Raw genomic sequence first — 13,549 nt, forward strand, 5'->3', positions numbered from 1 at the left:
TTTTTCTTTGTCATTGATTATTCTTACTTTTAAGCTGTAAAAGATAAGAAAATGTAGCAGAGATGAATAGATTAAATCTTTTTCAAATGCTATATAATATTACGAATATCTATTTACTATTTTTTTCTTGTTTGCTTTGTCTTTTATAATACATGGTTCCTGAAATATCAAATAATGTATATAGGTGTTATTTATAACTAATTGGAATCCTACCTATAGCCATGTAATGAGTTACTCCCTTAAAGATCGAGTATGCTCTCGCATTTATTATCTGAAAAAATGAAATAAAAATTGATTGCTTAGTATATTTTGGATAGATATATTACGAGCTAGTCAACGTTTTATCTAGAATAGGGATGTATATGTATATTGGTCATCGTTTAAAAGAAGAAAGACAGAGAATGGGGTTAACTCAAAGAGCATTTGCAAAATTAGGAGGTGTTAGATCACAAGCTCAGTTCAAATATGAGCATAATCGAATTATGCCTAGAGTCGACTATTTAATGAAGCTAGGATTAGAGGGTGTTGATATTAATTATATACTTTTTGGTGAGAGGGGGGTTATAGCAATAAATAAAGAAGAGAAGTGTTTGCTGGATTTATTACGAAACTCAAAGGATATAAGAGATTTTATCCTGCATGGAGTAAATTATTTTAAATCGATAGAAATTTAGTATATTAGAAATTTTTTAATTAGAATATTAAAGGAACCTTAATTATGGCGGTAGGTAATATTACATTTGAAGAGTTATTACAAAATTTTTTTATGTAAGTATCTCCGAGGAGATACAATTAAGAGTTATCAGAAAGCTATTAGACTCTTACAGAGAAATTGCAATGTTATGTATCCAAATGAAATCTCTAGTTTATTGCTTTTAGATTGGAGAAGAACCGCGGTTGGGAGTAATATTAAACCAATCACATGGAATAGCTATTTGCGCCACATCAAAGCAATCTATAAATTTGGAATTGAACAAAATTTATTAGATTATCAAGATAATCCTTGTAATAAATTATTTTTAAGAGAGGGAAAAGCTAAGCGGAAAATTTTGTCTAGTACAGAACTAGCAAAGTTAGATTTTTTTCTGCAAGGTGCACATAATTTGCCAGGTATCTTGAATCCTGTATGGTTTGTTGAAACGTTAATAAAGACATTCAGATATACAGCAATTCGCCGAGCTCAATTAATAAAATTAAAGGTTGGTGATATAGATTTAGTGAGTAGAATTATTCATATATCTCCCGAAATAAATAAAAATCATCATTCACACACAATTCCTATTTCAGATAAGTTGTTTCCTTATCTTCAGAACCTTATCCTTGAATTAAAGCGAGCAAATCAAACTAATGATTGTCAGTTATTTAACTTTAATCTCTTTTGCCCTTTGTCCAGGAATAGAGCTAAAAATACCAGTGAACATCAAATAAGCCATATATTTAAAGTTATATCTCGTTCTGTTGGGTTCAATGTATCTCCACATAGATTTAGGCACACAGTTGCAACAAATTTAATGAAGAATCCTAATAATCTTTACGTAGCCAAGCAGTTATTGGGGCACAGGGATATTAAGGTAACACTAACTTACATAGAAGACGATGTGGAAATGATTAGAGACACTGTAAATTCAGCATTATTATAAAAAGTTAATGTCCAGCCTTTACAAGCCTTGGAATTTGTGTAAGATCAAGTTATCTATTTAGCAATAGATCTTGTGGTAGTATTGGCTGGATCTTCCACTTGAAGAGCTATTAGAGTTAATGGGCTATACAAGGGATTTAAAATCCCTCGACTTTCGAGTCGTGGCGGTTCAAGTCCGCCCTCGGGCACCATTTAAAATTATAAAGAAATCAATAAGATAGTCGCCAAGAGCGGCTTTTTTTGTATCTGAAAATCAAAGTTGGGGCTTTCCCTATGTTGAAACTCACTCCCTTTCAATGGTCATCATTTAACTTTTTTGGTTTTTATTGCGCTTATGGTGTGATTGTGCCATTTTTACCAATCTGGTTAGCACAGTATGGCTATGATGTGGAATTAATTGGAACATTAATTTCCCTTGGGTATCTTTGTCGTTTTGCTGGCGCAATCTTTTTTACTAAAAGTGTTCATCATCTCGATCAGCTTATTCCATTAAGTCGTCTTCTTACTTGGCTTAGTGTATTGGTTCTCATCGCTGTCGCTTGGGCAGTGCAGTCTCTTTGGTGGTTAATTCCCATTCTTGCGTTATTTCATATGCTAAATGGGGGAATTATGCCGGTTTGCGATACCATTGCAACGAGTTGGCATCAACAGCTAGGAATGGATTATGGTAAAAGTCGTTTATTTGGTTCACTTGCTTTTATTATTGGTTCAATTACTGCAGGCTATTTGCTCGGTTGGCTAGGTAAAAGTGCCATCATCGGTATTATTATTGGCTATCTTGTTTTTTGGGGGCTGGGGATTAGTTTAAATCCTACGCAAAGATTTAATCAGCAGGAAAAACAAAACACGACAGTAAGCGCAAGCTATCGAGAATTATTGCGAAATCCAACAACGGTCAGAATGATTATTGCCACAGCGCTTATTCAGGGTTCACACGCGGCTTGTTATGCCTATGGCACAATTTATTGGTCTGCAAATGGCATTAGCACTTCGCAAATTAGCTGGCTGTGGAGCTTGGGGGTAATCGCTGAAGTGGTCTTTTTCTTCTTTTCTAAACGTTTTTTTAGGACTTGGAAGATTCATTATTTGACTTTATTTTCAGCATTAGCAGCGGTTATTCGCTGGACAACCCTTGCGTATACGACAAATTTTACTTTGCTGATTTTCGCCCAAATATTGCACGCATTTACTTATGCAATGGGGCATTTTGCGATGATTCGTTATATTACCTCTCAGCCAAGTGAGAGAATTCCGAAATTGCAAGGCATCTATTTTGCAAGTTCTAGCTGTATTATGATGGCGCTTTTTACGTTCATTTCTGGATTAGTTTATCCTGTTTCTGCGCAGATGAGCTTTGCCTTAATGGCAATTTTTGTTCTGCCTGCAATTTTCCTTGTACCAAAGACCTTTTCAAATACAGCAAAATAAAAAAGATAGGCAATAGTGCCTATCTTTTATTTCTTAAATTTACTTTCTCACCACATTCAATGCGGAGAAGCTTTGTGCTACAGGCATTATTTCAATACGGTTAATATTAACGTGAGCAGGTTGTTGATAGATCCATAATACTGTATTAGCAATATCTATAGGTTCAATGGCTTGCACATTTTGATAGACGCTTGCTGCTTTCTGGTTATCGCCTTTAAAACGGACATTTGAAAATTCTGTACCACCGCATAGGCCGGGTTCAATATTGGTGACGCGCACATTGGTACCTGCTAAATCAGCACGCAGATTTAAGCTAAATTGTTCGACAAAAGCCTTAGTTGCACCGTAAACATTACCGCCCGGGTAAGGATATGTCCCTGCGATTGAACCTAGGTTGATAATATGCCCTTGCTGGCGTTCCACCATTTGAGGTAACACTTTTCTGGTGAGATAGGTTAAACCGATGATATTGGTATTAATCATTGTTAGCCAATCGTCAAAATTTGCCTGATGTGCTGGCTCTAAACCCAGTGCTAGCCCCGCATTATTTACTAAGAGATCAATGCAACGAAAGGTTTCAGGTAAATTAGAAAGTGCGGTATTAATTTGTTCTAAATTATTCATATCCATTTGTAATGGAAAGAAATTTTCGCCTAATTCTGCTTGTAGTTTTTGCAGTTTTTCTAAACGGCGAGCTGCACCAATAACGTGATAGCCTGATTTAATGAATACTTCGCACATTGCTTTACCAAAGCCTGCAGATGCGCCTGTAATTAATACTGCCATATTATCCCCCTATTTAGTTCAGTTGTGTTAAATATCCCTTACCTAAGGCATTCATTTGTCGCATAATCCAACGTTGTCTTTTTTGTACAAAAGCACTGGGTTTATTTGCCTTAAATAAGATTGGATTAGGTAAGACTGCCGCTAATAGGGCAGCTTCTTGTTGATTAAGTTGTTTTGCCGATTTTTTGAAATAGGCTTGGCTTGCCGCTTCTACGCCAAAAATACCATAGCCAAATTCGGCAATGTTTAAATAGACTTCTAAAATTCTTTTTTTAGACCATAATTGTTCTAGCATTAAGGTCGTTGGCAATTCAATGGCTTTGCGTAGCCAGCTTTGCCCGTGCCATAAATATAAATTTTTCACAGTCTGCTGTGAAATGGTTGAGCCACCTCGTACTTTTGTAGATTTTTTATTATATTTCAATGCGTTATTAATCGCATTCCAATCAATACCGTGATGTTGCGCAAATTTTTGATCTTCTGCCGCAATCACGGCCAGCTGCATTTGCCACGAAATATCATCCAAACTCACCCATTGATATTTAATAGGGTAACTTTCCCCATTTAAAAGATGGCTGACTTTCTGCTGTGCCATATAGGAAGAGAATGGCACAGGAACAATGCGAAACAATAAGGTAATCCCTAAAAAAGCAGCAAACACATAAAGCGAATAACGCAATATCCTTTGTTTTATGTGTTGCAACCATTTTTTCTTGTTATTCTTTCTGCCCATCAAGCTGTTCTTTTACCCATTGCATAAATTCAGGTGGCATTGTTTTGATCATATTTGATCCTCTTGTAATTGTTGCCGCACTGGTGTTTAAGTTTTGTTGAATTTCTCGTTGTGAGCAGCGTTTATCTAACAATTGTGCCACAATTTGTAATCGAAGTCCTACTGCATCACGTTCATCAGCCGTGAGTAACAGGGTGAGTAATTCTTGTTCTTTATTCTGTGCAAACGCGGTGCGTAAAATCTCGATAAATGCCTGCCATTGATCCATATTTTTGCTCACATACATAGCGTTCTCCTAGGATTAAAACGTTTCACTGTGCTATTAAACTACTTCACTAGTATAATCTATTCTGCTCCGCTTGGGTAAATTTTTCTGTCTTTTCACCTTGTAGTAACTGGTAATAATAATCGTACGCTAAGACATTCTGCACATAACCACGGGTTTCATAAAATGGAATGGTGGCGATAAATTCTGCCATTGTCATTTTTCCATTTGCACGAGCGAGCCACTCATCTACACGTTTTGCGCCAGCGTTATAAGCCGCTGCAATTAAAATGCGATTATTGCCATATTTCTCGGCAAGTTGGTTAAGGTGAGTTGTGCCAAGCATAATATTATCAATGGGATCAAACAGTTGGCTTTCTTTTTTATACGGTAGCTGAGCTTGCTCGGCGGTGAGTTTCGCTGTGCTGGGTAAGAGTTGCATCAACCCGCGCGCATTAGCCGAAGAGGTTACATTGGCACGCCAAGCACTTTCCTGCCGTGCAATTGCCATTGCAAAAGTGCGGTGGATTTTTGGGGAATTTTGATGATTAATGAATAAATCAAACCAATTTTGATAAGCATTAGGTAAACGTAAGGCAATATAATCCCACGCTTTTGCTTGAATTGTGGCGTCTACTTGCAAATCAACCCATTGATTTTGTTCGGCATATTGTGCTAAGGCGAGCTTGCCAGCAAAATCTGTGTTATCTAATAATGCACGCCATTCGCGCTGAATATTGGCGTGATCATTTAGCTGCTGCAACTCATTAATACGACTAAATTGCTGGGTGTAGTTTGATAAGTTTTGCTCATTTGACGAGAATGTTTTCATTGCAGGTTGATAAGCAATACCCAATCGCTGTGCGGCAAGCATTGGATAAAAGCCACGTGCATTTTGCTGCATCTCTTGCCAAATCTGTATGGCTTGTGTGGTTTTGCCTTGCTGAAATAAGGCCTCACCTTGCCAATAACGCCATTCATCTTTCTGCTTGCCTTGTTCGGAAAGCAAATTCAACCAAGGTTGAATCGCTGTTTTTTTACGCAATGCAACACGGATACGACGCTCGGTTTGTTTATCTTCTTTTAAGGCTTGTACGGTTTCATCTCGCCATTGCTGAATGGCGGGATTTTCACTATCAAAAAGCTGACTAAGCAAAATGGATTGCCAGTATTGTCTTTGTTCTGGGGATAAATTAAAACGCGTTGCCCATTGTTCTAATTGGGCAAAAGGTGCGCTGGCATTCAGCTGATTTTCCGTAATGCTTTTAATAAAACGAGGCATTAATGCAAGTAGAATTTGTTTATTTTCATCATTAACGGGCAAATTTTCCACATAAAATGCGTTAGACGAAGAAAGCAATAAGCGCGGTGATTTCAACAAGCTAGCTAAATTTTCAAGCCAAATTTTTAATTCAGCATTTTGCGTAAATGCTGCCAATTCGTTGATTAAGACACGATTTGTTTTTTCTACGGCTAATAAGGCGCGCTGTTTGATCAAATCGTCATTAATAATGCCCTGTTGATAGGCTTGCATAAAAAGCGTTTGACATTGGCTGGGCGAGTTGTTTCCTGTGAGCCATAAATTTTTTATCCTTGTTGCAAGTGCGGTGTTTTTTTGTGCAGTTTTTTCAGGTGTAGTCAGCGCTTCTGTTTGTGTTGAAGGCATTTTTTCTTGTGCGGTTAGCACAATGCAAGATGACTTGCTCTCTTTGGGCAGCATTGCGGTATTAGATAAAATCGCCTGCCAATTTTGAGCATCGTATTGCTGTTGCAACCAATAATGAGGCAAATTGTTCAACGGAAAATCAGGATATTTTTTCGTAAAATCAAGAATTTCATCAAACGATAAGGCTGCTTTCTTCGCGATTAAAAACTGATATTCTGCATAAGGCAAGAGTGGGTAATCTTGCAATTGAGCCAATAATGCCTTTGCAATGCCTAATGTCGTTTCGCTTTGTGAAAGGGCTAAATATTGTTGAAGTTTACGATAGATTTCTCGTTCATCTGCCCGTTTCTGTTGGTTTAATAACAGGGTTTTTGCGAGATCTCTATCTTCATCGTGTGCATTGCCTTGATTTATCTTTTGTGCATCAGGGGTTTCTTGTGCTTTTGGCTGCGTGTGTTGTGCGACTGAATGTTCTGAAAGGGGAGATTGCTCAGCATTCCCCCATACAAAAAGAGAAAGTGAAGATAAACTTAAGGCTAGCAAAGTTTGAGTAAATTTCATAGTATTCCTTGAATAGAATCAAAATTGGGTAAAAAAACACCGCACTTGAGTTTTGCGATGCTTCCTCTTTTCATCAGCACATTTATAAATAAAAGCCCGAATAAATCGGGCTTGAAATCTTGTTTAATGTTAGACCGTACTTGGCTAAAAAAGTGCGGTGACATTTTTAACGTTTTTTACGGCAATTCATCAATATCGTCTTTATTCACTTTTTGAATAATCATATGTTCGCGTCTTAAGCCGAGATCATAGGCGATACTGATAGCAATATAAATGGTTGAGTAAGTCCCAAAACCAATACCGATTAAGAGCGCTAATGAGAAACTATGGATCGTAGGACCGCCAAATACAAACAAGGCAATCACCACAAACAGGGTTGTGATAGAGGTCATTAGGGTTCTTGATAAGGTTTGAGTGAGTGATATATCAATAATCTCTACCGTATCAATACGGCGAATTTTACGGAAATTTTCACGCACACGGTCAAATACCACGATACTATCGTTCAAGGAGTATCCCACCACCGATAAAATGGCTGCCACAAAGGTCAGATCCATTTCAATTTGGAAATAAGAAAAGATCCCAAGCGTTACAATCACATCGTGTGCAAGGGCAACGATTCCCCCTGCTGCTAAACGCCATTCAAAGCGAAACGCAATATAGGCAAGCAACATTAATAAGGTGATCAAGGTGGCATAAATTGCGCCTTGGGTGAGTTCTTCGCCGACATTCGGACCAACAAATTCCACGCTACGAATTTGGATATCATTATCCAATTTGCTTAGCATTTCTTTAATTTGTGTCCCAATATCTGCACCACCAGCAGAAGCGGAAAGACGGATCATCACATCACGTACGCCACCAGTGGTTTGTACTAATGGGCTGTCGATACCATTTTCTTTTAACGTTGCACGGATTTTTTCTAAATCAGCAGGTTGGGAAAAATGCGTATCCACAACCGTACCGCCAGTAAAATCCAGCCCCCAGTTAAAGCCTTTGGTGACAATGCTTGTAATACAAAGTGCGGTAATAATTAATGAGAAAACATAGCCTACAAGGCGGTATCGCATAAATGGGATAAGCTTGAATGGTAAGATCACCCCTTTATATTCATTCACTTTTTTATCTTTTGCAAATAAGCTCATTATTACCACCTTAAATAGATAATTTCTCAACGCGTTTGCCGCCGTAAAGTAAATTTACCAGCATTCGAGTTCCTGTAATCGCAGTAAACATTGAGATCGCAACCCCTAAGGAAAGGGTGATTGCAAAGCCTTTAATTGGCCCAGTTCCCACCGCATAAAGCACGATAGATGTTAAAATTGTGGTTAAGTTAGCATCAAAAATACTGCTAAATGCGCCGCTGTAGCCTTCATTGATTGCCTGTTGAACGCTACGTCCGTTACGTATTTCTTCTTTTATTCGCTCAAAAATCAATACGTTAGCATCCACAGACATTCCCACAGAAAGAATGATCCCTGCAATTCCCGGCATTGTGAGCGTTGCGCCGGGAATTAAAGACATTAAACCAACGAGTAAGACCATATTGGCAAGCAGTGCCATACTTGCAAATAAACCGAAAACTTTATAGTAAATCAGCATAAACACGACAGTAATGGCTAAGCCCCAAAGTCCCGCTTGTAAGCCTTGTTCCACATTTTGTGCGCCAAGTGATGGCCCGACGGTACGCTCTTCTACAATTTGGATCGGGGCAGTTAATGCGCCAGAACGTAATAACACGGAAAGATTGAGCGCTTCATTTGGGCTATCAATGCCCGTAATTTGGAATTGGCTACCAAAACGCCCTTGGATTGTTGCCACATTAATCACTTCTTCGTGTTTAGTGAGAACGGTTTTGCCATTTTCATCTTTTTTACCGCTGTCTTTATATTCTACATATAAAGTTGCCATCGGTTTTTTCAGATTCATTTTGGTGGTTTGCGACATAATATCGCCACCCTCACTATCTAAGGTAACGCTGACTTGTGGTGTCGCGGAATTTTGATCAACGCCTGATGACGCATTGACAATATGCTCACCCCCTAATACTGCACGTTTGTATAGCACCACTGGGCGACCATTACGATCAAATTTCACTTCAGAATCTGAAGGCACCATTCCACGCATCGCCGCATCAAGGTTGGCGTTTTGATTGACTAAACGGAATTCTAAGGTTGCGGTGGCACCTAAAATTTCTTTTGCGCGTGCGGTATCTTGAACGCCGGGTAATTCCACTACGATACGCTCTGCGCCTTGGCGTTGAATGACGGGTTCAGAAACACCCAATTCTTCCACACGGCGACGTAAAATACTTAAATTTTGCTCAATCGCGTGATTGCGTGCTTCATTTAATGCCGCATCGGATAAGGTTAAAGAAAGCGTATTGATTGAAATTTCACGAATATCTAAATTGGGGTGTGCTTGACGCAATAAACGTTGAACCGCTGAAAGTTGATCAGGGTTTTTCAGGTTAACCACAGTGCTATGATTTTCCCCAGCACGAATACTGGTATATGGATATTTTGCTTTACGTAATTCAGCTAATAAACTGTCTTGCAACTGCTCTTGACGTTTCGCTAACGCTGTATTCATATCCACTTCCATTAAAAAGCGTACACCACCACGCAAATCTAAGCCCCATTTCATTGGTGAACCACCAATATCTGAAAGCCATTTTGGCGTCGCTGGGGCAAGATTCAGTGCCACAGAATAACCATTGCCTAATTTTTCGCTAATTTTATCTTTGGCAAGAAGTTGGTCATCGGTGTTATTAAAACGAGCAAGAATTGAACCGTTTTCTAATTTAATGGATTTTGTGGTGAGATGATTTTCGTGAAGAAGAGCTTGCACATTGCTAAGAGTTGTTGTATTCGCTTCTTGTCCACGAGTTCCTGAAATTTGAACGGCAGGATCTTCACCGTAAAGATTTGGAAGAGAGTATAAAACACCAATGGCGACCACGAGGGTCACCATTATATTCTTCCATAAAGGGTAACGATTTAACATAGATTTTGTTCCCTTGCGGAAAGTTAAAATAAATTAAAGGCTTTTTAATGAACCTTTTGGTAAGACAGCAACGATAAAATCACGTTTGATGGTAATCTCAGTTGTGTCGTTTAATGCGATAACGACATAATCACTTTCAGCACCAATTTTGGTGATTTTACCAATAATACCGCCAGAAGTGAGGACTTCCGTGCCTTTTGCTAACTCAGCCATTAATTGTTTATGCGCTTTATTCCGTTTTGCTTGCGGGCGATAAATCATAAAATAGAAAATCAAGCCGAACAGAACGAAAATAAATAACATTGACATTGGGCTACCTTGTTGAGCTTCCATCTTTAATCCTTTTGTTAGTTAATGAAAAATATAGGGCGTTAAAATAGCATAAAATCCCTGTATTGACAAAGCGCTTTTACAAAAGTGCGGTGATTTATGGCAAGGTTTTTGCACAAAAAATTTGAGCAAAAAGCACCGCACTTTATTTTTGTAGAATGTATAAAACCTACCAAAATGTAGGTTTTATTTTCATCGTTAAGTGAAGTGGTATCCCTCTTTGACACGCCAACGATGTAATGGGGATACACGCTAATTTTTTCGGCGTTCCGCCATCACTTTTCCCATTGCCGTTAATTCTTCTTGCGGGATATGGCTTTTACCGAGTTCAAATAACGGTTCTTCAATGGCAATATGATTGTCATAACCCGAAATAAATTGGGTGATGAGCTGTTCGGGAATTTGTGTAATTTCGCCTTTTAGCAAGGCGTCTAATTGCACAGACAAGCTTGCCCAGTTTTGATGCAAGGTTTCATGTTGGCTTGCTAAGCGTGCCACATCTGCTTTGGCTTGCGGGCAGTATTTTAATAGCGCAGGGAAAAAATCCTTTTCCTCATCATCGTGGTGTAGTGGGGCTGCAACATTGAAGTAATTCAAAATTTGCTGTACATCTTTTTGCACCGCTTGAATGTTGCCATTTTTCTCCAAATAACTAGGCAAAATATTCAGCTGACGGCAGAACATTTTCACTTTGCCGTGGCAGGCGTAAAGCATTTCAATCGGCTCATTCCAGCTAGCAAATTGTTGTGGTTGGAGGTTAAGCATTTTATTTACCCTGTGCGTCATTCGGTTGTGAATTTTGTTGTGCCTCACTTTGCAATGGCGGAACGGGCTTACCAATGCGTGCATAGAAATCTTGCACAAATTGTTCAAATTCGTTTTTATCAATCGCTTCACGGATTTGTGCCATTAAGCGTTGATAATAACGTAAATTGTGAATGGTGTTTAATCTTGCCCCTAAAATTTCACCGCACTTATCTAAATGGTAAAGATAGGCTTTGGTGTAATTTTTGCAGGTGTAGCAATCACATTCTGGATCAAGTGGGCTGGTGTCATCGCGGTATTTGGCATTACGAATTTTCACAATACCGTCGGTAACGAATAAATGCCCGTTACGCGCATTACGTGTTGGCATTACGCAATCAAACATATCAATACCACGACGAACGCCTTCTACTAAATCTTCTGGTTTCCCAACACCCATTAAATAACGGGGTTTATCCGCAGGAAGTTGTGGGCAAACATATTCTAAAATACGGTGCATATCTTCTTTTGGCTCACCAACAGCAAGCCCACCCACGGCATAACCATCAAAACCAATATTGACCAAGCCCTCAACGGACACTTTACGCAATTCTTCGTAAACGCCCCCTTGCACAATGCCGAATAAGGCATTTTTATTACCGAGTTCATCAAAGCGATCACGGCTGCGTTTTGCCCAACGGAGCGACATTTCCATTGATTTTTTAGCATAATCAAAGGTGGCTGGGTAAGGGGTACATTCATCAAAGATCATCACGATGTCTGAGCCTAGATCGTATTGAATTTCCATTGATTTTTCAGGAGAAAGGAAAATACGTTCACCATTAATTGGATTTTGGAATTTCACCCCTTCTTCAGTAATTTTGCGTAATTTGCCTAGACTGAATACTTGGAAGCCACCACTATCCGTTAAGATAGGGCGATGCCAGTTCATAAAATCGTGCAAATCGCCGTGTTTACGCATAATGTCTTGCCCCGGACGTAGCCAAAGGTGAAAGGTGTTGCCGAGTAAAATTTCTGCCCCTGTGGCGCGCACTTCTTCGGGCGTCATTCCTTTTACTGTGCCGTAAGTGCCGACAGGCATAAAGGCAGGAGTTTGTACATCAAATTCCCCTTGGGGGCGTTGAAACGTCATTGTGCCACGGCGTGCCGTGCCATCGGTTTTGTGAAGTTTAAATTTCATTGTCATTATGTTTCCTTTTCGAATAAACAGTTCGAGGGTGATTAAATGGGGTTTAGAAAATTAATCTAACCCCGTTACATTTGGGTTTTTGCTAATAAACATTGCATCACCATAGCTGAAAAAACGATAGCCATTTTGCACCGCACTTTCATAGGCTTGCATGGTATGAGTGTATCCAGCAAAGGCTGAAACCAGCATAATCAGCGTACTTTCAGGCAAATGGAAATTGGTGATTAAGGCATCTACCACGAGGAATTTTTTGCCCGGATAAAGAAAGATTGAGGTATCCGAAAAATACGGCGCAAGCAGTTGTTCGTGCTGATTTTCTTGGCTAAACAATGCGGCACTTTCAATAGAGCGTACAGAGGTTGTCCCCACCGCAATCACACGCTTGCCATTCGCTTTGGTGGCTAAAATGGCATCCACCGTTTCCTGTGGCACTTCCACATATTCTGCGTGCATTCTGTGGTCTTCAATATTTTCTACCCGTACAGGTTGGAATGTCCCTGCACCAACGTGCAAGGTAACAAAGGCAAAATTTCCCCCTTTCGCTTTTAATTTTTCCAATAGATCATTATCAAAATGCAAACCCGCAGTGGGCGCAGCCACTGCGCCGGGTACTTTGTTATACACAGTTTGATAGCGTTCTTTATCGGCATCTTCATCAGGGCGATCAATATAAGGTGGCAGTGGCATATACCCAATTTGTTGCAACACGTCTAAAAGTGCGGTGCGTTTTTCTGCTATTTCTAGTTCAAATAAACTCTCGTGACGGGCTTTCATTATTGCTTTAATGCCCTTACCTTCACCTAATTTATCTTCGCCGAGAAACAGTTCTGCGTCTTCTTTGGGGGCTTTAGAAGAACGAATATGTGCCAGAAAACGATCTTCCGACAAAATGCGTTCTATCAATACTTCAATTTTCCCCCCACTGGCTTTACGCCCATACATTCGGGCGGGGATCACGCGAGTATTATTAAAAATTAATAAATCCCCTTCTTCGATTAAATCCAGCACATCAGCAAAAGTGCGGTGAGAAATTTCACCATTTTCACCGTTTAATGTTAATAAACGACTGGCAGTGCGTTCGGCTTTTGGATAACGGGCGATTAATTCATCAGGTAAATCAAAATAAAAATCTGAAACACGCATAATTTTTCATCATATTATTAAAGATTAGAACAGGGCGT

Annotated in this window: 13 protein-coding genes; 3 read left to right on the forward strand and 10 right to left on the reverse strand. The window is 39.3% G+C overall.

Annotated features, from left to right (window positions below; all coding sequences use genetic code 11):
• The first annotated feature begins 362 nt into the window (after nt 1–362).
• The 3 genes from L4F93_RS09200 (at nt 363) to L4F93_RS09210 (ending at nt 3,067) form a co-directional block, all read left to right on the forward strand.
• A complete protein-coding gene (locus tag L4F93_RS09200; protein WP_250350011.1) occupies nt 363–674 on the forward strand; it encodes a helix-turn-helix domain-containing protein in 312 nt (103 codons plus the stop codon).
• A 66-nt stretch (nt 675–740) separates the two neighbouring features.
• The gene (locus tag L4F93_RS09205; RefSeq protein ID WP_250350012.1) at nt 741–1,640 is read left to right on the forward strand and encodes a tyrosine-type recombinase/integrase; all 900 of its coding nucleotides are present in this window, start codon (nt 741–743) and stop codon (nt 1,638–1,640) included.
• Between the two features lie 272 nt (nt 1,641–1,912).
• Nucleotides 1,913–3,067, forward strand: a complete 1,155-nt coding sequence (locus L4F93_RS09210; protein ID WP_250350013.1) for a 3-phenylpropionate MFS transporter — start codon at nt 1,913–1,915, stop codon at nt 3,065–3,067.
• A gap of 39 nt (nt 3,068–3,106) precedes the next feature.
• On the opposite strand, the gene L4F93_RS09215 is transcribed toward L4F93_RS09210, so the two are convergent.
• The 10 genes from L4F93_RS09215 to queA form a co-directional block, all read right to left on the reverse strand.
• The gene (locus tag L4F93_RS09215; RefSeq protein ID WP_250350014.1) at nt 3,107–3,853 is read right to left on the reverse strand and encodes an SDR family oxidoreductase; all 747 of its coding nucleotides are present in this window, start codon (nt 3,851–3,853) and stop codon (nt 3,107–3,109) included.
• Nucleotides 3,854–3,866: 13 nt separating this feature from the next.
• Entirely contained in the window at nt 3,867–4,586 is a 720-nt protein-coding gene (gene mtgA / locus L4F93_RS09220; protein ID WP_250350015.1) for a monofunctional biosynthetic peptidoglycan transglycosylase, read from the reverse strand.
• Nucleotides 4,570–4,872 (reverse strand): trp operon repressor, encoded by a 303-nt coding sequence (gene trpR / locus L4F93_RS09225; RefSeq protein ID WP_103852641.1) that lies wholly within the window; start codon nt 4,870–4,872, stop codon nt 4,570–4,572. Before trpR ends, mtgA begins: the two co-directional genes overlap by 17 nt.
• A 49-nt stretch (nt 4,873–4,921) precedes the next feature.
• Entirely contained in the window at nt 4,922–7,078 is a 2,157-nt protein-coding gene (locus L4F93_RS09230; protein ID WP_250350016.1) for a transglycosylase SLT domain-containing protein, read from the reverse strand.
• Nucleotides 7,079–7,254: 176 nt separating this feature from the next.
• The gene (gene secF, locus L4F93_RS09235; RefSeq protein WP_250350017.1) at nt 7,255–8,223 is read right to left on the reverse strand and encodes a protein translocase subunit SecF; all 969 of its coding nucleotides are present in this window, start codon (nt 8,221–8,223) and stop codon (nt 7,255–7,257) included.
• A 10-nt stretch (nt 8,224–8,233) separates the two neighbouring features.
• Nucleotides 8,234–10,084, reverse strand: a complete 1,851-nt coding sequence (gene secD / locus L4F93_RS09240) for a protein translocase subunit SecD (RefSeq protein ID WP_250350018.1) — start codon at nt 10,082–10,084, stop codon at nt 8,234–8,236.
• Between the two features lie 33 nt (nt 10,085–10,117).
• On the reverse strand, nt 10,118–10,417 hold the full coding sequence (gene yajC, locus L4F93_RS09245; RefSeq protein ID WP_250350019.1) for a preprotein translocase subunit YajC: 300 nt from the start codon (nt 10,415–10,417) through the stop codon (nt 10,118–10,120).
• 249 nt (nt 10,418–10,666) lie between these two features.
• Nucleotides 10,667–11,179 (reverse strand): hemerythrin domain-containing protein, encoded by a 513-nt coding sequence (locus L4F93_RS09250; RefSeq protein ID WP_250350020.1) that lies wholly within the window; start codon nt 11,177–11,179, stop codon nt 10,667–10,669.
• 1 nt (nt 11,180) lies between these two features.
• A complete protein-coding gene (tgt, locus tag L4F93_RS09255) occupies nt 11,181–12,359 on the reverse strand; it encodes a tRNA guanosine(34) transglycosylase Tgt (RefSeq protein ID WP_250351669.1) in 1,179 nt (392 codons plus the stop codon).
• Between the two features lie 60 nt (nt 12,360–12,419).
• A complete protein-coding gene (gene queA, locus L4F93_RS09260) occupies nt 12,420–13,511 on the reverse strand; it encodes a tRNA preQ1(34) S-adenosylmethionine ribosyltransferase-isomerase QueA (protein WP_250350021.1) in 1,092 nt (363 codons plus the stop codon).
• Between the last annotated feature and the right edge of the window lie 38 nt (nt 13,512–13,549).

The sequence above is a fragment of the Avibacterium sp. 20-132 genome, assembly GCF_023611925.1.
Lineage (GTDB): Bacteria > Pseudomonadota > Gammaproteobacteria > Enterobacterales > Pasteurellaceae > Avibacterium.